Raw genomic sequence first — 19,543 nt, 5'->3', positions numbered from 1 at the left:
CGATTGGACCAGGTGCAGGGTGATTTTCTATATAAGAAGGCTGCCTAACTTCGACCTGCCACCGCTCCTCCAATGAACTGGAATTTCTCCAGGCCATTTTCGCATTTTCGATCAAATGGGGGTGTTGAACTGGAATTCTTCCCGTACATTTGCCGTTTTGGCAGCAATTCTCCGAAAACTACTGAAATGAACTGGAGGTTTTCCAGTATAGTCGGCACGTGAGCTGTTTCCGGGCGAAGTATACTGGAGGTTTTCCAGTTCATGGACACGTGCAGCGGCAACGACGCGAATTCGCTTATTTCGACGAACAAATAAGACTTTGATTGACCGAATCGCAAACTTGCTGTAAAATTTTTCTAAGCGATAAAGGTAAGGGGATGATCTATCAATGATTCATCAGCTTGAATGTCCAGTGGAGACACTCATTCATGTGCTAGGCGGCAAATGGAAACCAATGATTTTATGGCAGTTGATACCATCCAGCAAGCGATTCAACGATCTGGAAAAACTTATACCTGACGTTTCTCAAAAAATGCTTTCTCAACATCTGCGCGACTTGGAACGAGAAGGCATCATCGATAGAACGGTCTACCCCACCGTCCCTCCAAAAGTAGAATATTCCCTCAGTGAATATGGCCAAACATTGATTCCTGTAGCAGAAGTCATGTGTGCCTGGGGAGAAAACCATAATAAGCGGAAACACGAAGAATCTGCTTCTTAAAAGACGCATAGCACAAGCTGCCACGGGGTTTGCCCTGGCGGCTTTTTCGTCGTGGACCCGCATGCCGCTTAATACTTACTTTTAAGTAAGGACCCTACATGAAAGTGCGTTCTTATCAAGAGTTCTAAACGATGCTAAGCTTGAGTCAATCCAGAGATGAACAATCGGAAGTCAGGATAAAGGAGGAAAAAATGATGAAAGTTATTGTTTTCGGAGCAACGGGAAATACGGGGAGAAGGGCGCTTAAACAAGGGATCCAAATGGGATATGAAATGACCGCATTCGTGCGAAACGCCGAGAAGTTTTATGAACAGCAAGATGAACGTTCCGTCAAGCAGGTGAAGGTGGTCGTGGACGATATTTTAAATCCACTTAGCGTCGGCGAAGCGCTTTCGCATCAAGACGCCGCAATTATTGCAGCCGGCCATGCAGGTCAAGGGGATGAGTTCGTTCGTCTCGTTGATAACATTATCAGCCAATGTGAAATCCACCCTAGTTTTTCCGGGAGGGTATGGGTTATGGGAGGTGCCGGCCTGCTCAATATTCCAAATACGGATCTCATTGGCAACAATCTGCCGGGATTCCCGCCTGCATTTCAGAATCACAACCGGAATTTTGAACGGCTGCTGCAGTCCGAGCTTGATTGGTCAATCATGTGTCCGGGAACGATGGTAGATTCAAAAGAGGCTGCGGCATCGGTTCATCCGCATGTGACAATGGAAACCTTGCCCCTCGCCGTTCCGAAGACGATCAAGGAACTATCCGAGGCCGATCTAGCGGGTTACCTGTTCAGTCGACTTCAAGAACTGGATGTTGCTTATGAGGATGTCGTGAAATGCATGCTGGATCATCTCGAGCTCGGAGGGCCTTTTAAGAAAAAAAGGGTCGGTATCGCCTATCACAGCCATAGTTCGGTGAACTAAGGAACAACAAGGGGGATGAACAGTTTGTTTGGATGGCTCCTCGTTTTTCATATCTTGTCTTCTGTCGCGGTTATCGGTCACGCTTTCGTGGTGCCCTTCATTCGAAGGTCCGCTAGAACCGTCGGCCAGTTGCGCTTTGCTTTTGATTTAACGAATAAGCTTGCCATCCTGCCTAAAATTGGCGGATCCGTGCTTATTATTACGGGTATTTGGCTCATGCTCCTTACAAAGATGGGATTATCACAAATGTGGCTGAATATATCGATTCTTTTAGCGCTGCTCATGATCGCTACGCTCGAGGGATTGATCGGGCCGCGGATGAAAAAGATGATGGCGCTTGTATCTATAAGTCAAAGCAAAGGGGATGAAGTCCCCTCCGAGCTCGGTCGATTGATGAAAAAGCTCGTACCGATCGAGACGGCGTCACAACTGCTTGTGATTGCCATAGCCGTACTTATGGTCCTTAAACCATTCTAAGGAAGCGGTAACCTTGAACCACCACTTTTCTCTTATGCAGAGAAAAATGGTGGTTTTACTGGTTGGGGGCTGATTTGTCCGCGCTTAGCGGCTGTAGCCGCGAACTGGACGACGATCATCAACAGCACGATGACCATCATACCAACGAGGGCGGACGCATAACTGTCGGTGGCATCGTGGATTTTGCCAGTTAGGATCGGGCCGGTGGCGCCGATAACGTAGCCGGCCGATTGCACCATGGCCGACCACGAAGCGGCCTCCTGCGCATTGGTCGTTGCGTCAATCGGAAGCAGGAGGTTCAAGGAGAACAATCCGCCGGCGCCAATTCCGATAAACGAAGCGGCAACGGAGGGTGGGGCTTTCAGCATCAGGAGAACAAGCCCGATGAGCTCGATCAAGGCGGAGGCGACCAACCACAACCGGCGGGACGGGAACCTTTTGAGCAGAAGGGGCATCAGCAGGCTTACCGGGATTTGAATGACGACAAATAAGGTCAAAGCAGTCACGGCATAGCTTTTTGAATAGCCCATGCCTTGAATGATTTGGGGCAGCCATGCGGTATACGAGTAGAACAGCATCGCCATCAATCCGAAGGACAGCGTCAGGAGCCAAGCCTTGCGGTTCCCCCATGGCAGTTTGGCGCTAGCCGCTCCCGCGGCAGGCTTCAGACTTGCGACATGCGGATGCACGATCGACCACCAGAGAACGGCGGCAACGACAGCGACGACAGCCCAAGAGGCCAGAGCGTACTGCCAGGAATCGAAGATATTCTGTAACGGCGTGGACAGCGCCGAACCGAGTGCGGCCCCTAACGTGAGGGCGACGGTATACACGGCGATCATCGAAGGAACATGTTTGGGAAAATGCTTCTTAATGAAGCCTGCCAACAGCGGCCCGATAATGGCGATTCCAACCCCCGCGACCAAGGCGGTGATGAGCAGGTAGAAGACGGAGCTCGTGAACACGCGGATGGAGGTACCGACCGCGATAATGATCAGAGATACCCCCATGACTTTCTCCATTCCCCACTTGTGGCCGGCTTTCACGGCGAAGGGAGAGAAGAGTCCCATGCAGAGCACGGGAATGGAGGTGAGCAGACTAGCGACGGCCCCGCTCATTCCGAGATCTGTCCGAATGCTATCCAGCAAAGGGGCGATTGAATTGATCGCCGGACGTAAATTCAGCGAGGCTACAAACAAGGCGATTGCGATAAGGATGTGTTTTTTCATGACGGTTGCTCCCTTTCTATCTATACTGGCGTAACCCCTATCCACTTCGTGATTGCCAGTGAGCACATCTTACTTGAGGAAAGAGTATTTATCAATTATATTGAACTTATAATAACCATTAGTAATTCAAATGATTGAAACCTAGTTCGGTCAGGAGCGGGAGCGGGGACCATGGAGTTTAGACAATTAGAGTATTTTATGGCGGTGTGTGAGGAACTGCATTTTACGAAGGCGGCGGAGAAAATGGGGATTTCCCAGCCGAATTTGAGCTTGTCGATTAAAGCGTTGGAAGAAAAGATCGGAATGCCGCTGTTCGACCGGATTGGCAAGCGCATCGAGCTGACGGACGCGGGTTCAATATTGAAGAAGCATGCCAGGATGGTCATGCAGAATCTCAGCAACGCGGTTCAGGAGATGGATGATCTTTATCGTCAGAATGGGGGAAACCTGAGCGTCGGGGCCTTGCCATCGGAACTGGATTATCGGCTCACCCCGATGTTTATTCGTTTCTTCCAACAATATCCGAAAATTCGGCTAAAGATCATCTCGGAGGTCGATTTGACCGGGTTGGTATTGGGCTCAGAGGTGGATATCGGCATCGCGGTGAAGCCTCTTTTCGACCCGCGGTTGGTCGTTCGTCCCTTAGCCCGGGAGGAGTATGGGATCGTCGTGTCCAAAGATCACGAGCTGTTGACACGGGCCGAATCGATTTCTTTGGCCGATCTGCAGACGCTGCCCATCGTCACGTATCCCAAGGGGCTATGGGGCAGAGAATTTATAGATAGCTGGTGCCAGCAGCATGGGTTCAGCCTGAATGTAGTAGTGGAGACTAGCTCCAATCCATCGCTCTTTCATTTCGTCAAAGCCAATATCGGGGTGGGCATCGTCGCGAATTCCCTTCTGGCCTCTATTGACAGCCTGGACCTGCGCTTTCTCCCGATTCGCGACTATCCGCCTGTCAGGGAGATGAGCATCATTTATCGCTCAGACAAATACCTCAATCATGCGGCGCGTGCCTTTATTCATTTTGCGGAGGAGCAGTTGAAGGAACAATGAGTTTGGATGGCCAGGGCAGGGCTAAGGTGGCATCATAGTTGGCAACTACTAGGTACTTGTCGAAGAGATCTGAGGGAAATTCCTGCGAATCGGCAGGCTTTTATCATAAAAATGGCGTTTTTCGCAGAATGCCTGCGATTCAGCAGGCTTTTGGGCCGAACTCGCCCAAAGTGAGGGTTCTTAGCCAGAATGCCTGCCTTTTTGCAGGCATTTCATCGGATCAAGATGGGGAAGGGAAAATGCCTGCTTTTTTGCAGGCTTGATGCCTACTCTGGGGTTAGATTGCGTTGAAAAAAATAAGACCGGCACATCACTGTGCCAGTTAACAATTTTGCTAATATGCGAAAGTGGAGAACCCTAAAAAGACATGAGTACATAATAGTATATAAAAAAATTCAACATAAGTCTATTCATTTTTTGGAGAAAATTGTATGTTAGTTATGCGACCGCGACGCTAAACGATAAGGGTGAAGGGAGAAGACCTCATGATTACGCTCAGAAAGATAACGTTGGACAATCGACGCGACATATTTAACTTGGAAGTAACAGAGGAACAAAGGCGCTTCGTTGCTTCCAATCTGTCAAGCGTGGCTTCATGCTATGTCCTTACAACCAATGGGGGACATCCATTTCCATTTGCCATTTACTCGGAGGGGCAGCCGGTCGGTTTTGTTATGTTGACTTATGGAATTACCGGATACGATCTTCCGTCCATCGCACACGACAGCTACTGCATCTTGCGGTTGATGATTGACAAGCACCACCAGAACCGGGGATACGGTCGGGAAGCGGTGCGAACAATTTTGGAATTTATCCGCACTTTCCCGGCCGGGCCTGCACATTACTGCTGGATTTCTTATAAGGCCGACAACTCACCTGCCAAAAGGCTTTATGAAAGCTTCGGATTCCGCGACAACGGCGAAACGATTGGCGACGAGCTAATCACCGTATTGCCGCTCTGAAACGATCTACGATAGAGTGAGCAAACAGGGCCATCCAAACCGACACATAAATTGGGCGTTTTTTTTATTGAAAAGCAATGAACATTCTCGCGTAGATGATGGTCTTTTCTTTCTATACAGGAGTGGAGACATGAATATGAAGCGAATAGTTGAAGCGTTCATGCAGCGTTCTACGATTATATTGATCTGCGTTTTGCTTATTTTAGCGTGGGGAGGCGCCTCCGCCTTTCAAATGCAGCGAGATAACCTGCCAGGTATGAATAATACGACTTTAATGGTCTCAATGAGGGCATCCTCGTATCAAGCGGATCAGGTCAAACGGGAGCGCGGATTACGTCAACGAACATGAGCCAGGTTTCCAAAGCTGTCAGCAACACGCTGTCCCAGCTCGAGCTGCCTGCCGGCGTTACTTATTCCACGGGAGGGATCACCGAGCAGATTACCCAGATGATCATTGAAATGAGCATTGCTGTCGTGGTATCGATTATGCTGGTTCTCATGATCACAAGCTTCGTTTTCAAAGGATGGAGAGCGCCTATGGCCGTACTGATGAGCATACCGCTGGCCCTTTCAGGTATCGTTATCGCGCTATATCTGATCCATGGTCAACGGAATCTCGCGGCTCTCATCGGCGTTCTAATGCTGACTGGCATCGTCGTCACGAACGGGATTGTTCTCATCGATAAAATTGAACGCAATCGGAAAGCCGGGATGACGGTTCGAGAAGCAGTTGTGGACGGCAGCCTGTCGAGGGTACGACCGATCTTTATGACGGCCGGTACGACCGTATTAACCCTTGTGCCTCTTGCGCTAACCCACCACGCCGATACCGTGATCTCGCAAGTTCTGGGTATTGTTGTCATCGGGGGGATGATTACTTCTACACTGAATAGTTTTGTGGTCATTCCGATTATCTATGAATGGCTTCAAAGGAATCGGCGAAGTGTGGAGCAGCTCTAAACATTTGAACTTTGCCAGGGGATGAAACAAGTGGACGAGGAGTTATATCAGATCATTCATCGTGCCAAGCGCGGGGATAAAGAGGCTTACGCTCATCTCGTCAAGCATTTCAAAGATCCTGTATATCGTTATGCGTTTGGCATGTTGAACGATCGTATGGATGCCGAAGATATCGCGCAAGAAGCATTTGTAAAGGCGTATTCCGCGATCGCGGGACTTGAAAGTGAATTTGCTTTTACCGCATGGCTGTTCCGGATTGCTTCTAATCTAGCCAAGAATCGGTTGAAAAAACGGATGAGGGATCGTGATCTCCAAACGGATGTTCATGATACGATGATGATCGATGAGGTGACACCGGATCCGTTCGAAAAGCTCTCGATGGAGGAGGCGCTGGCCCGGCTTTCTCCTGAGCATCGGGAGGTGATTCTTTTGCATGATGTACAAGGGTATCGTTATGAGGAGATTGCTCAGGTGACCCACGTGCCGCTCGGAACCGTTAAATCACGCTTATTTGCGGCTCGGATGGCGCTGCGGAAAGAATTAAGAAAGGGGGAGCAGCCATGAACCATCACCCTGAGGATCAATTGTCAGCCTACGTGGACGATGAATTAAGCATAGAGGAAAAGCAAGCTGTTGAAGCGCATCTCAAGCATTGCGAATCGTGCCAAGCGCTTTTGAAGGAATGGTTGGCCATGCAAGCGGAGATGAAAGATGCTTTTCAATCTATTCAAGCTCCAATTGCTTTCGAGAACCAAGTCATGCAAACGCTGGAGCAGAGACAGCAATTTACAAGGGCGAAACGTTGGCTAACATTGCCGCTGATCGCAGCCCTCTTTTTGAGCGTATTGGGGATTACGGCAGGAAGTTTGTTTATTAAGCTTTTCCATAGTTTCGCGCGATTGTTCGTAGTCGTTCTCTACATGATGATGCAGGCGATATCGACGATTCCATTGGCATCTGTAACGGTGGGTGGCGTGTCTATATGCGTTCTAAGCGCATCGATCTATTTACTTCGAAGAGCACTGCAGCCTACGTCAATGGAGAGAGGATGATCATAATGAGATATGCAGCCCGTGTGTTAGGCATGTTCCTGTTATTTTTCATGCTGTTGATTCCTGAGACGACCTCCGCGGCGACTATTTTTGAGCACCAGCATATGGTTGTCCCAACGGATCAAACCGTAGATGATGTGTATGTGGTGGGAGGAGATGCCGAGATTCAGGGTCATGTGACAGGGGTAGTGGTGGTGATTAATGGGGACCTGCGTGTCGAAAGCACGGCACAAGTTGACGGCCTGATTGTCGTTGTCGGCGGGAAAGTGAATCAGGCGCCGGGTGCGGCATTAGGTGATGATGTGTATGCTTTTTCATTGGACGGGCAGACACAGAACAGTTTGCTGATCGGCGGGGGGCTCGCGGTTGGACTATGGGTCGTACAGCTCGGAGCAACCTTGCTGCTGGTCTTGATTCCCTTATTGATTAGTCTGATTGCCAAAAAGAAAACAGAGAGCTACACGGCACGCTTCTCGACAATTCCATGGAGCAGATTGCTGTATATGGGCTTCCTGAGCAGCGTGGCGCTCACGGCCATCAGTGCACTCCTGCTCGTCACCATCATCGGCATCCCCGTGCTGATTGTGCTGATTGTTCTGCTTGCGATCACTGTATTTGCGGGACTAACGATCGTCAGTCACCGCATTGGCGAGCAGCTCCGCGCAGCGGCGCATAAGCCGGATTGGCTTAAAGTGATGATGGGAGCCATGCTCATTGCTGCCTTCGCCAACGTACCGTTCATCGGGTGGATTGTCCTGTTGCTGGTCATCCTGATATCGTTCGGCGTTTGCGTGGAAGGTCTTGCTTCAAGACGAAAACGAACATGATTGTAAAAAGCCCTGAAATTCAACGGAGATTGAATTTCAGGGCTTTTCAGCAATCAGCGCTTACTTCCTAACATTAAAGCCGATAAAAGCTTTGGTGTTGAAATCGAACACCGCCGTCAGCGGCCCGAGCAGTTCATCCTGATCGGTATTGTAAGTAACCGTCACGACAGCGCCATTCGCTGCTTGAACGTCTGCGAGCAATTTTTTCTGCTCGTCTGTGGAAGGGAGGGCGCCTACTTCTGTAGAGGAGACGATTTGCACGACAGCCTCATCTTGCTTCGTTGTAATATGGGATGCTTGCTCCTTCACTTGCGCCCATGCCAAGTTGCGGTATTCCTGTGCAGCTGCAGGCGACATTTTCGGAAGGCCTGCTATAGGTGCTTGCGCCTGAACGACGAGGAGGAACACAGGGCTTTGGGGAGGCAGGCTTTTCGTTTCAAATGGGCCGTAGTAGGCTTTTACTTTGGTGCCGGCTTTCAAGTCTTCCCATTTCAGGGATTCGCCCTGCGACGTCATGACACGAGTTTCCTTGCCGCCGTTAAGGATCAGATTGTCACCCAATTGAACTTGCCAGCCGTCATCTGTCTGTTTCACTTCTTTGATCGTATCTTCTTTGACCGTGCGATCGGCTTGGACGTTAATGTTGACAGCTTGCGATTGACCCGGGTAGCTCATGGCCATAACAGGTCCGAACTCGACATCGATTTGCGTACCCGCTTTCAGATCAGCGGCAGTTAGGGTTTTGCCGTCCCTGTTCTTAATGGACGTCGAGCTATCGACGTTCAAAATAACCCACGTGCTGCCAAGCAGCTCAATGCGGGTATTCCCGTTCTCTTTCGCCTGTACGCTTACGATGACACCGGATGCACGCATCAAATCAGCCGCCTCGTCCAGCTCAATCTCTTGGTTCGCTTCATCATAATTTACGGTATATCCCAGCTTCGTCGCAGCGTCGCGTACGGGGATGTAGGCTTTTCCATCGATGTAGACAGGCGTAAGCGCGCTGTCTTGCCCGTTGACAAGCACTTTTACATCTTTTTGCAAATATCCTGTAACCTTTTCTACCACATCCTCAGCTCCAACAGCGGCCGTCGTGCCAAGAATCCCCGCCAATGTTAGTAGGACAGTCAGTTTCTTCTTCATCTTGTATAACTCCTTCCGATATTTGAAATGCTGTGTCATGGATGTTGACTATCCTTCAGACGGAGGTTGGTTCGAATAGGTTGCAGGGGGCCACGCGAAAAAGACTGCACGGACAACAATGTCTGTGCAGTCTTCACCTATATACCTTGCTTCTACAAATAAGTTATCAATTTCAAACCTAGTGGTCCACGCGTGAACACCGACCCCTGCCAGCAGAAAGATGCGTACTGTCTGTAGCGCTTAATTTTTCTTCGCCATTCAAGTAGCCTTTCAAATTTTTTGCCGACCATTTGCAGCTCCCTCCGATACCAGAGTCATTGACATTGACCGTGATTGGACAGGAGAGGCGAGATCAGTGACTGATGACAGTCGGTGTCGAGTGTCCATTTGTCTGCATTGCCAGACTCAAGATCATCACTGTACAATCACCCGGGTCGACGTGAAGTGTACGGGGAAACTAGAGCACAGGGACTTGCACATACGCTTCTCCATCTAACTTCCATGAAAGCTCACCGAAGTCCACTTGTAGCTGGGTGGGCTAACTACTCCTCGATTTTCAATAATTCTGAAATTGAATCATTACTAATTCTTCCTCTAATAATAATAGCGGATACGATCAACACCAGTAGTACTGTAAATATTGTTGAAGTAAAAAACAACAAGTAAGAATATAAAGGATAGTCTAATCTGTTTAGAAATAAATAGATGAAGTAGAGTATACTGCTAATAATTATTGCTAAAATATAATAGACACTCAGCTCAAGAATAAGGTAGTAGAACAGTTTGTTTGTACTTAATCCTAGGGATCTATAAATTCCCCAATATCTTTTTTGTAAACGGTATTTCCCAAATATGACCATGCTAATTGATAGAATCGATAATGTCAAAGAAATGTAAAACGAAAAACTTCCTAAAAAATCTAAAAACTCGGTAATTCTAGTTCGGTCAAAAATTAACTCTGGAATGTATTGAAATAAGGAGCCTGGAACGCCTACGGTTAAACCATAAATTTTATCATATATAATTTTAGATTCCTCTTTAGATAAATTTTCTTCCGTGTAAATCATTAACTGTTTGTACCCCTGGGTAATTCCATAATCGATTGCGGTTTGTTCATCTAAAATAATTGTAATTTCGTTATTTATATTCGAGGTAACATCAAAATCAGCTTTATATGGAGTGTCGATGATTTTTGCAATTTTAAACTTCCAAGTACTTGTAGTTAACTTATCTACTGATAGAGATGTTTTCGATAATTCTATACTCTGTTCTTCTAACTTTTCTTTCTCCTCAGCCTTAATTCCAGGTATATGAATGACAATTAAGTTCTGTAACTCTTCTTTATTACTATTTGAAGTTAATTTAGATAATTCTTCGGTAGTTTTTAAAACATACTTTACATTAGGAATCATTATGGTATCATTTGAGACGTTTTCTGTATTTGCAAATTTATTTTCATCTATCCATGAAATTAATGAGGAGGTTAAAAGATCTTTGTTAATAATCGGATGAACCTCTAGCATATATGGAGATTTATCTATATAAGCAATTCCTTTGAGGGATTCGATTTTTCTAACCTCATCGGGCGAGTAAGTTAGTCCTTTATTAGCAACGACGGTATGTCCATCAACCATTTTTGTGCTCACTAATTGCTGAGAATCCAAGTAATACTCTATTTTGGTATTCCAAATTCCTTGAGATTCTTTGGCTACAGTTACCGAAAATAGTATTAAAAGAATAGAGAAGCTTAAAGTTAGCGTAGATAAGATACTAGTTTTAGGGTGCGAAAAAATCTGAATCGTAAGTTGTTTTAAAGTAAAGCTTTTGAAGTAATTTAGTTTGTTTGAATAATTTTCATTTAAAAGGCCTCCGGCTTGCATTCCTTTACTAATACTACTTTTTTTACTCTTTTTTATTGTCAAAAAAGATAATAAAGTTATTAGTATATATAATATTAATAGCCAAACAGTAGTTCCAATCAAGATTCCAGTAATACTATTTTTATTAATGATCGCAAAACCATATGTATGTTTAATAATTAAAAAATGAAGTAGTATGACAAGTGGGGTTGAAGCTAATATTCCCCCAAAATACACATATGTTGTTTGTAATATAGAAATTAAATATAAGCGATTATTTGAACACCCTAAAGATTTGAATATTGCAAATTTAATTCTTTGATTTACATTGAAGAAAGATAACATTGTAAGTATACATAACGATGACACTATTAAAATTATAATTTGTAAACATACGGATAAGACAGTAATCTTTTCATAATCATTTAGCCCCGTAAATAGTAACCTATCATTAATTACAGAACCTTCATTCTCACCAAGAAGATTTTGAACAAATTCAATATTTTTACTAATTGAATAGTTTTGTTTAAAAGCTATAAGATAATTACTCTTTATATTATTCGAGATGTCATCCGAATTAAATAAAAACATATTGGGATAGTAATTATTTTGAATGACCCATCTTGAAGAATAGTTTTCAACAATGCCAACTAATTTAAGAGAAATTTCCTTTGTTCCAATTTTTATTGTTCTAATTTGATTAAGTTTCCATGTAGGATCAAAAGTGTCCAAATAGAAAGATTCAATTGCTACTTCATGTGTAGCCATGGGCAGCTTACCAGATTTAAGTGAGATGTGTCCGATATTAAAAAAATTATTATCAGCCCACCCAATATTGAGTATAATATTATCTTTGATTGTATATGAATCAAATAATTTATATTCACCATAGTTACTAGATGATTTCTTTATTTTATTTTCATTTGAAATATTTAATAATACCCCGGAAAATTCACCGAATTGTTGAAATGATCGCGCTAATAAATTGGACTTTATAGTTTCTGTGGAGGAGTAAATCGCAACAATCGACGAAATTATTAAAGCAAAACTCATTATTAAAAGTATCAGCCACTTCTTTCTTGATAGCAATAATTTGAATGCGAGATTACACATGTTCTTCCTCCACCACTAATTCTCCGTTTAGCATACATAACTTAACATGTTGATGTTCAATTAGATTTTCTTCATGAGTAACTAAAACCAAGGTTGTGTTTCTGCTCAATACTACATTGACTAACAGTTCAGCAATAACTTTACTATTAAAGCTATCTAGATTACCTGTAGGTTCATCTGCAAATATGATTTCAGGTGATGTAATTAGGGCTCTCGCAATTGCGACCCTCTGTTGTTCTCCACCGGATAATTGTGACGGTTTGCTATGTAGCAACGATTTAATCCCTAGTTCTGCAGCAATTGTGCTTATTTTATTAGTATCAATTTTAAGGTTTTTATTGAAATACTTTGGTAATATAATATTGTCCTCTACTGTCATTTCAGGAATTAAATTGAATGATTGGAAAATAAATCCGAATTTTTCGTTTCTAATTTTTGATTGCTCATTATCCGATAGATCATAGAATGAATGGTTATTGAAAAAAACACTCCCAGAGGTTGGTCGATCCATTCCTCCAATAATATTTAACAAGGTTGACTTGCCTGATCCGCTTTTCCCTTTTAAAATGTAGATTTTTCCTTTTTCTAGTGATATTGAAGATGGTTTTAATTCAAAATGGTTGATATTAGTATTATATTTTTTGCTTATATGGTTTGCTTTTAATAATATAGACATCTTTGTTTCCCTTCTCTTTTTAAAATAATTTAAATTTTACAGTATCTTTTAAAAACAACTCGTGTTATGTAATAGCCTATTAAAATGCCGAATGAATTTAAAATAATATCATCAATATCTACAGTTCTCATTCCCAGGTTAAATATATAAATCAATAACTGTATCAATTCAATGATTAATGGAATCATCAGAGATTGAATTACTATGTTGAATTTGGGTAAAATCCTAACGTTGAAATAATAATAGAAACCAAACGGTAGGCAAATTGCTAGATTACCAAAAATGTTTTTAATAGCTGTGCTAGAAGGAAAGTCATTTATGTATCCAATTATAGTTTTAACAGGGATAATATTGTATAGAAGATAGTCAGTATGAATTAAATTATAAATCCAAACGATAAACACTAATGCAGAAATATATAGAATAAATGAGATCTGTAAAATTTCCCTTTTCCAAATTATTCTATACCTTTTGATGAGGCACAGTCTGATAATAAAATAAATAAGTGTGATGGGAATCGCGAAGGAAAGCATATCTACTATGAATCTCATAAAAGTTCTCCTTTCTTAAATGTCAAAAAAACCTTAATTTAAAAGGTTTTTTTGACATTATTTTCTGAAATTACTGATTTACTGAACCGCTTCCTATTACATAAAAACCTTCTGCTCCACTTTTTGTGATATTAAGGGTGTAATCACCTGCTGGTACTACACCAAAACCTAGTGTACTAGTTGTACCATTTGCGGTCGAATACTGTGGGTACTGTTGTAAGTAAGATTTATACAATGTTATTTGGTACTGAGACTTGGTAGAGTTTAAGGCATAACTAGCTTGATATGTGTCTGCCGAAACCTGAGTGTTTGTTGATAAATTTTGGAGACTAAATACCGTTGTTCCGTACAGGGAAGCATGTACTTCAAATGTGTATGACTTCGAGTAAGCAGAAGCAGACACAGCGCCTAAAAGTAACGATGAAATTACAGCAGTACCTAGAATCTTTGTTCTCATTTTCATAAAATAAATCCTCCTAAAGTAAATTTTTGGTTATTTACTGCTTGAAGGATCCGAGTGGGTGAAATAACCATATTGGAAATTAATATATGATTCTCGGATTCTTAATAGTAAATACCATTAATTACCATTGTAATAATATCCATAATATAGGATTCCGTCAACATTTTTTCACAAATAATCTCTTTTATGGTTGATTATATGAGTTAAGGGATAATAAAGTCTTGCTAGATAAATTGAATCAGAGATTCTAAACTCTCAAATCCTAGTAGTATACACGACATGACGCGGAACGTGGGATCCGGATGGAAATGCAAGCCAAAATCGATGAATTGAATCAAGCAATGAGAAGCGTAACGGATAAGCGATTATATGAAAGGTATCTGGCCGTTCGACTTTCTGTTGAGGGACATACCTTTTTACAAATTGCTCAACTACTTGGACGTAGTACTCAGACGATTAGCATCTATTGGGCCAATTATTAAGAGCGAGGACTCGCTGGATTCGAGATGGACTGCGTACCGGGACCCACCCCCCAAACTGTCTGAAGAACAACTGGAACAACTGGCTCATACGGTACTACACCAGCATCCCGTCGATGCCGGATTTGAAGCACATTATACGTGGACGCTTGCTCTGATTGCGGCGTGGGTCCAACATACCTTTCAAATTTCGTATACGTTGCGGTGCATGAGCAAAGTACTTCATCGCTTGGGCTTCAGCTTTACCAAGGCGACCTATACGCTCGAAAACGCGGAAGAAGCCAAACAGGCGGAATTCCGTGAGGAAACGTTCCCGGCTTTGGAACAGAAACTCCTCGAAGGTGAAATTGATCATCTGCTTTTCGAGGATGAGTCCACGATTCGTGCGTATCAAGCCCTGCAGTATAATTAGTTTCTTAAAGGGTAACAACGTAAAATCCCGACGTATGGTTGGCACTAAGGAGCTACACTGCTCGGAGCGATTAACTATGAAACCGGCATGATCCATCACCGGGAGGAAGAGAAAGCGGATACCGCGGCCTTTCAACGGTTACTGACCGATGTGCTTGACGCTTATAGGGGAGGAACGTGTTTCTCCCACCGTATAGCCCGGAGCTTAATCTCATCGAGGGCGTATGGAAGTGGCTGAAAAAAGATACGATGTATTTTTCAGTAAATTCTATCACATAAAAATTCATGTTCTGGATTTTTTTCGCCGTCTGAACGCAGCCTCTCAAACTACGTTGATCGGGTACTAGTACAGCTATAGTCTACAGTTCAACTTATATACTTTCTGATGCTTCTGAGATTTCAGAAGTTCAATATAGACGAATTAAATGAAAGCTCTTAAAGATTTATATTTTATAAATTTAACAAGGGAAGTATTACAAACATACATAAGCACATCACAATACATCAATTATGCAAAGAAAAGAGGGCTGCCTCAGAATGGGATGGCTCTCTTTCATTAAGCAAGCGGCTCTGTCACTCCGAAATATTAATCTGGTTCATCTCGTCATCTGCTGTATGTTCGGTTGTTCTTTCATGTTAAGCGGATGCGCTTGCTGCCCAGTTAAGCTATAATCAGGCTAGAGCCCCCAAGAAGGATGTGGCGCTAATGCAAACAGATTTGATTTCCGCACTCCTGGAAACAGCCGATTTGAAAATCCTGAAATTCGATAGCCACAACCGTGTCGAAATGAACTATCGCAATCGGACATTCCAGGACTTCTACATGATGACGTACATAAGAAAAGGCACGGCCAAGCTAAAAGTACAAGAGAAGGTATACGATCTGCAGCCGGGCACTGTCATCTTTATCCCTCCCCACTTCAAGCACGATCAGTACAAAGATAGCGATGAAGAGACGGAATTCCTGTGGTGGCACTTCACCTATACGATTCAGCAGGTGGTGGATGTGCTGCCATTTTTGCAGATCCCGTACATCTATCCCCTGAAAAATCCCAAGAAATTCGGGGCTGTATTTGACGAACTGATGCTTTCCATGTCTAGGGAAGGGCATCTGCCTGCGATCATTTTACAAAAGGCCAAATCGCTGGAGCTGCTTTATTTGCTGCTGGATAACGCGCTGGGCAGTGTCAAGACCGCCATGGAGGGCCAGCCATCCCACAGCTTTCTATCAATTCTTTTGAAAATTGTTACGCAACCCGAAGCATCGCTTTCGCTCGCCGATCTGGCTGCGGAGCTGCATATGAATCCGACCTATGTCAGCAATCATTTTAAAGAAGCGTTCGGCAAGTCGCCGATTCTGCTGCACCGGGAAATCAAAATTTCGAAAGCGAAATCGCTGCTCGAAATGCGTGAAATGAACATTACAGAAATCAGCGAATGGCTCGGCTTTAACGATATTCAAACGTTCACCCGGCTTTTTAAAAAGTATACGGGCATTTCCCCTCGCCAATATAGAGAGTTGTTTGTTCGCACGATGTAGGCGATAGGGAATGACCTGTAAAAGTGTTAAACTTCGACAAACGTTTGCTCTGTATTCCATGGTCGGCCCCCTCTACACTTAGCGTAAGGGAAAAGATTCCCGATCAAGGAGGCTATTTCAATGGAAGCAATCCGCATCGTTTTTTCGGAAAAGCAGAAAGTGGAAGTCAAAGCGGAAGTCTTTGACGCTACGCTGGGAGAGAATGAGATTTTATGTGCTGCCATATGTTCGCTAATTAGTACGGGAACTGAGCTGCAATGCTTGCGCGGCGTCTTTGATCCAGGCACTAATTGGTCGAGTTGGGTGCAGTATCCGTTCCATCCGGGGTATTCGATGGTAGCGGAAGTGTTGGAAGTGGGAACAGCGGTTCATCATTTGCAAAAGGGCGACCGCGTGTTTGTAGAAAGCTCGCACACGCAGTATTTTAAGGCAGCGGCGGAGCGTGCTGTATTACTGCCAAATGAGATCACCCCCGAACAAGGAGTTTGGGTCAATCTGTCCAAAACGACACAGCTGGGCGTAAGACGAGCCGAGCTGTTTCTCGGAGAAACGGTCGGCGTTATCGGCCTCGGGCCCCTCGGTCAACTGGTAACGCAATATCTTTATCTCTCCGGTGCCAAAGAGATCTATGCGATGGATCCGGCCGAAAGCCGCGTCCAGTTGGTTGCGGACAAACCGGGCATTCATCGATTGGCGATGGATGCCGGGCAGGCGCGTGCGCAAATCGCGGAGCAAACCAAGGGCAGGATGCTGGATGTTGTATTTGATATTACGGGGCATCCCGCTGTATTGGCGCAAGCGACGCAGCTTGTTAAACCTTTGGGACGCGTCATCCTGCTGGGAGATACGGCGACCCCATCCATGCAGGAAATGGGCCGCAATGTCGTGTCCAATTCTGTGTCCATCCTGGGCATTCACGCTCAAATGAACTACAAAGGCTGGCATCACCCGGACATGGTGGCTCTCTTTTTAACCTACCTAACGCAAGGAAGAATGGACGTCAAACCGTTAATCACGCACCGCTTCTCTCCGCTGAAAGCGCCGCAGGCGTACGATTTGCTCGTGCACAATCGCAGTTCGGCGATGGGCGTTCTTTTCGATTGGACAGAAGGGCATGCCATTACGGGGGAGGAGGCATCAAAGTGAATATGGATTAGTCCCCATACAGTCTGAACGTAGACGGTGACATCCCGGTAATGGATTTGAAATGCCGACTGAAGTAATGGATAGAGGCATAGCCAAGCTTGCTGGCTACAACTTCAATCTTTTCCTCTTTCAAAAGCAGCTTCTTCGCCAATTGTATGCGTTTATGTATCATATAAGGCTTCGGGGAAACGCCCATGACTTCCTTGAATAACTGGGAAAAATAGATATGATGATAGCCGCAGCTCTCGGCCAGTTCTGATATACTCCACGCCTGCTCAGGGTGTTCCACAATCAGTTGCAGCGCATTTTGAATCATGCTTCTTTTCGGGCTATATGTGGAAGCAACGTCTTTTTGACGACGTATGATTTCACTCAAGGCTTGTATCAGAAGCCCTCTCAGTGCGAAGGCGTAGCCAGGCTCTTCTTCTTTGTATTCTTGAACAATCTGATGAAGGACTCGCTCACCGTCCGAAAATTTGAAATGAACGGGCAGGGTCACGCTGCCGTAACCCGTAACGTCAACCGTGTAGCGCAGCGCTGGCTCGAAGGGAGGAGTCACGGCATAGTTTTGCAGCTTGGGGCCCGGATGAACAGGTTCAGGGGACAGGCGATGCCAATCAAAGTGAAGGGAGATAAAAGTTACCGGTTTATCGGGATGAGCGGTAAGCTTATGGATGGTATCCGCGCCATAAAAAGCGCATTCGCCTGGAAGAATCGTATATATATCCCGGCCGATACACAAATCCATACGGCCAGCGATCACATAAACGAACTGATAATCAGGAATCGTTCGAGGACCGTAAACGATACCTGCTGGAATGTTCTGTATATTAGCATAGTTCACTGCAGGAAGTAATACGTCCATTGACCCGAGCGAGCGAAAATGTTCCATGCGACTTTCTCCCTTATCCATCAATTGTTCTACACTATTTCGCGGCCTGTCGGTAGAAACCTTTGAAAAGTACAACTTCATCTAATATTTCCTGCAACGACCTGCGAGCTGTGCGCTGTTACACTTGATCTTGTGAGCCGAACAGCGGCTATCTAGAAATTGTGAATGGGGGAGTATGCATGCTGACAGCGGAACAAGTGGAGGCATTTGAGCGTGACGGTTATGTAAAGGGCGAGGTTGTGCTGAACGATGAGGAGGTTGAACGGCTGCGTCGTGAGCTGGATCTTGTATTGGAAGGCAGAACAGTGAAGAAACCAGTGTTAAACCGTAATTTATTAGAGAAAAGTGACTATGGTATGAGCATGGAAGCCAATGAAACCATCATTCAGGTGGTAAACATTTGGATGGCCAGTGATCTATATTTGCAGCATGCAGCCAATCACACATTATGCGAAGATGTTGCACAACTCGCGGGTGCAGACACGCTGCGCATTTGGCATGATCAGATTCAATATAAGCCGCCGGTCACGGGGGGGCCTACGAAGTGGCATCAGGATCACCCGCTATGGCCGATCATTAAACCTGCGGAGCTGATCAGCGCTTGGGTGGCGTTGGATGATGCAGTCGTTGAGAACGGTTGCATGTGGATGGTACCCGGCAGTCACAGATGGGGAGATCAGCAAAGGCACTTGCTTCACGGGCCAGACCATATGCCGCAGCATAAGCATCCTGAGTTGCTGCCCGCAGGTGTGGAGATACAACCGTTGCCGTTCGAGATCAAGAAAGGGCAGGTCGGTTACCATCACTGTATGACTTGGCACGGCTCGCTGCCGAACACTTCTCAGATGAAGCGGCGTGCGATTGCAGTTCATTATATGCCGGGTCATATTCGTTATGAGCCAACCGGCAATCACCCTATGAGCAAACACATCCATGTACAACCCGGTGAGCTTTTGAACGGAACGGATTTTCCTGTTGTCTATACGACAAATAGGAGTGTCTAGTTTGCGAAGTAAGTTTATATAACTAACAACTTTTTATCGTCATCCTTCGTCATATATAT

19 protein-coding genes and 1 pseudogene are annotated in these 19,543 nt (G+C 44.8%); 13 read left to right on the top strand and 7 right to left on the bottom strand.

The window, feature by feature from the left end:
• Positions 1-388 precede the first annotated feature (388 nt).
• The 3 genes from ABE504_RS13240 (at position 389) to ABE504_RS13230 (ending at position 2,121) form a co-directional block, all read left to right on the top strand.
• The gene (locus tag ABE504_RS13240) at positions 389-721 is read left to right on the top strand and encodes a winged helix-turn-helix transcriptional regulator (RefSeq protein WP_430088965.1); all 333 of its coding nucleotides are present in this window, start codon (positions 389-391) and stop codon (positions 719-721) included.
• A gap of 194 nt (positions 722-915) precedes the next feature.
• The gene (locus ABE504_RS13235) at positions 916-1,644 is read left to right on the top strand and encodes an NAD(P)-dependent oxidoreductase (protein ID WP_430088962.1); all 729 of its coding nucleotides are present in this window, start codon (positions 916-918) and stop codon (positions 1,642-1,644) included.
• 15 nt (positions 1,645-1,659) lie between these two features.
• Positions 1,660-2,121, top strand: a complete 462-nt coding sequence (locus tag ABE504_RS13230) for a DUF2269 family protein (RefSeq protein ID WP_430088960.1) — start codon at positions 1,660-1,662, stop codon at positions 2,119-2,121.
• A gap of 32 nt (positions 2,122-2,153) precedes the next feature.
• Here the strand turns inward: ABE504_RS13230 and ABE504_RS13225 are convergent, their stop codons facing one another.
• On the bottom strand, positions 2,154-3,350 hold the full coding sequence (locus ABE504_RS13225; protein ID WP_430088957.1) for a CynX/NimT family MFS transporter: 1,197 nt from the start codon (positions 3,348-3,350) through the stop codon (positions 2,154-2,156).
• Positions 3,351-3,521: 171 nt separating this feature from the next.
• Here ABE504_RS13225 and ABE504_RS13220 point away from each other — a divergent pair, with 171 nt between their 5' ends.
• From ABE504_RS13220 to ABE504_RS13195, 6 genes are all read left to right on the top strand, one after another.
• Positions 3,522-4,406, top strand: a complete 885-nt coding sequence (locus ABE504_RS13220) for a LysR family transcriptional regulator (protein ID WP_430088953.1) — start codon at positions 3,522-3,524, stop codon at positions 4,404-4,406.
• Positions 4,407-4,891: 485 nt separating this feature from the next.
• Positions 4,892-5,368, top strand: coding sequence for a GNAT family N-acetyltransferase (locus ABE504_RS13215; protein WP_430088951.1), 477 nt, complete (start codon positions 4,892-4,894; stop codon positions 5,366-5,368).
• A 345-nt stretch (positions 5,369-5,713) separates the two neighbouring features.
• On the top strand, positions 5,714-6,328 hold the full coding sequence (locus ABE504_RS13210) for an efflux RND transporter permease subunit (protein WP_430088948.1): 615 nt from the start codon (positions 5,714-5,716) through the stop codon (positions 6,326-6,328).
• A gap of 21 nt (positions 6,329-6,349) precedes the next feature.
• On the top strand, positions 6,350-6,892 hold the full coding sequence (locus tag ABE504_RS13205) for an RNA polymerase sigma factor (RefSeq protein ID WP_430088945.1): 543 nt from the start codon (positions 6,350-6,352) through the stop codon (positions 6,890-6,892).
• Positions 6,889-7,380: a zf-HC2 domain-containing protein gene (locus tag ABE504_RS13200; protein WP_430088942.1), complete on the top strand. Its 492-nt coding sequence runs from the start codon at positions 6,889-6,891 to the stop codon at positions 7,378-7,380. Before ABE504_RS13205 ends, ABE504_RS13200 begins: the two co-directional genes overlap by 4 nt.
• Positions 7,381-7,385: 5 nt before the next feature.
• On the top strand, positions 7,386-8,207 hold the full coding sequence (locus ABE504_RS13195; RefSeq protein ID WP_430088939.1) for a hypothetical protein: 822 nt from the start codon (positions 7,386-7,388) through the stop codon (positions 8,205-8,207).
• Positions 8,208-8,267: 60 nt separating this feature from the next.
• On the opposite strand, the gene ABE504_RS13190 is transcribed toward ABE504_RS13195, so the two are convergent.
• From ABE504_RS13190 to ABE504_RS13170, 5 genes are all read right to left on the bottom strand, one after another.
• On the bottom strand, positions 8,268-9,350 hold the full coding sequence (locus tag ABE504_RS13190; protein ID WP_430088936.1) for a stalk domain-containing protein: 1,083 nt from the start codon (positions 9,348-9,350) through the stop codon (positions 8,268-8,270).
• Positions 9,351-9,892: 542 nt separating this feature from the next.
• Positions 9,893-12,322: a hypothetical protein gene (locus ABE504_RS13185; RefSeq protein ID WP_430088933.1), complete on the bottom strand. Its 2,430-nt coding sequence runs from the start codon at positions 12,320-12,322 to the stop codon at positions 9,893-9,895.
• Complete coding sequence (locus ABE504_RS13180; RefSeq protein WP_430088931.1) at positions 12,315-12,998, bottom strand: ABC transporter ATP-binding protein; 684 nt, start codon at positions 12,996-12,998, stop codon at positions 12,315-12,317. The genes ABE504_RS13185 and ABE504_RS13180 overlap by 8 nt, the downstream gene beginning before the upstream one ends.
• Before the next feature lie 29 nt (positions 12,999-13,027).
• On the bottom strand, positions 13,028-13,531 hold the full coding sequence (locus ABE504_RS13175; protein WP_430089926.1) for a VanZ family protein: 504 nt from the start codon (positions 13,529-13,531) through the stop codon (positions 13,028-13,030).
• An 88-nt stretch (positions 13,532-13,619) separates the two neighbouring features.
• Positions 13,620-14,012 carry a CHASE3 domain-containing protein gene (locus ABE504_RS13170; protein ID WP_430088928.1) on the bottom strand — a complete coding sequence of 131 codons (393 nt, stop codon included), beginning with the start codon at positions 14,010-14,012 and terminating at the stop codon, positions 13,620-13,622.
• Positions 14,013-14,314: 302 nt separating this feature from the next.
• Here ABE504_RS13170 and ABE504_RS13165 point away from each other — a divergent pair.
• From ABE504_RS13165 to ABE504_RS13155, 3 genes and pseudogenes are all read left to right on the top strand, one after another.
• Positions 14,315-15,249 (top strand): annotated as a pseudogene (locus tag ABE504_RS13165) (IS630 family transposase).
• A 359-nt stretch (positions 15,250-15,608) separates the two neighbouring features.
• Positions 15,609-16,442: a helix-turn-helix domain-containing protein gene (locus ABE504_RS13160; RefSeq protein ID WP_430088925.1), complete on the top strand. Its 834-nt coding sequence runs from the start codon at positions 15,609-15,611 to the stop codon at positions 16,440-16,442.
• 120 nt (positions 16,443-16,562) lie between these two features.
• Positions 16,563-17,588: a zinc-binding dehydrogenase gene (locus ABE504_RS13155; RefSeq protein ID WP_430088922.1), complete on the top strand. Its 1,026-nt coding sequence runs from the start codon at positions 16,563-16,565 to the stop codon at positions 17,586-17,588.
• A gap of 7 nt (positions 17,589-17,595) precedes the next feature.
• Here the strand turns inward: ABE504_RS13155 and ABE504_RS13150 are convergent, their stop codons facing one another.
• Positions 17,596-18,480, bottom strand: a complete 885-nt coding sequence (locus ABE504_RS13150; RefSeq protein ID WP_430088919.1) for an AraC family transcriptional regulator — start codon at positions 18,478-18,480, stop codon at positions 17,596-17,598.
• 179 nt (positions 18,481-18,659) lie between these two features.
• Here ABE504_RS13150 and ABE504_RS13145 point away from each other — a divergent pair, with 179 nt between their 5' ends.
• Entirely contained in the window at positions 18,660-19,484 is an 825-nt protein-coding gene (locus tag ABE504_RS13145; RefSeq protein ID WP_430088916.1) for a phytanoyl-CoA dioxygenase family protein, read from the top strand.
• The last annotated feature ends 59 nt before the right edge of the window (positions 19,485-19,543 follow it).

The organism is Paenibacillus oryzisoli (assembly GCF_050467285.1).
GTDB lineage: Bacteria > Bacillota > Bacilli > Paenibacillales > NBRC-103111 > Paenibacillus_E > Paenibacillus_E oryzisoli_A.
The sequence above is the reverse complement of the archived record's forward strand: the minus strand, read 5'-3'. Positions and strand labels throughout refer to the sequence as shown.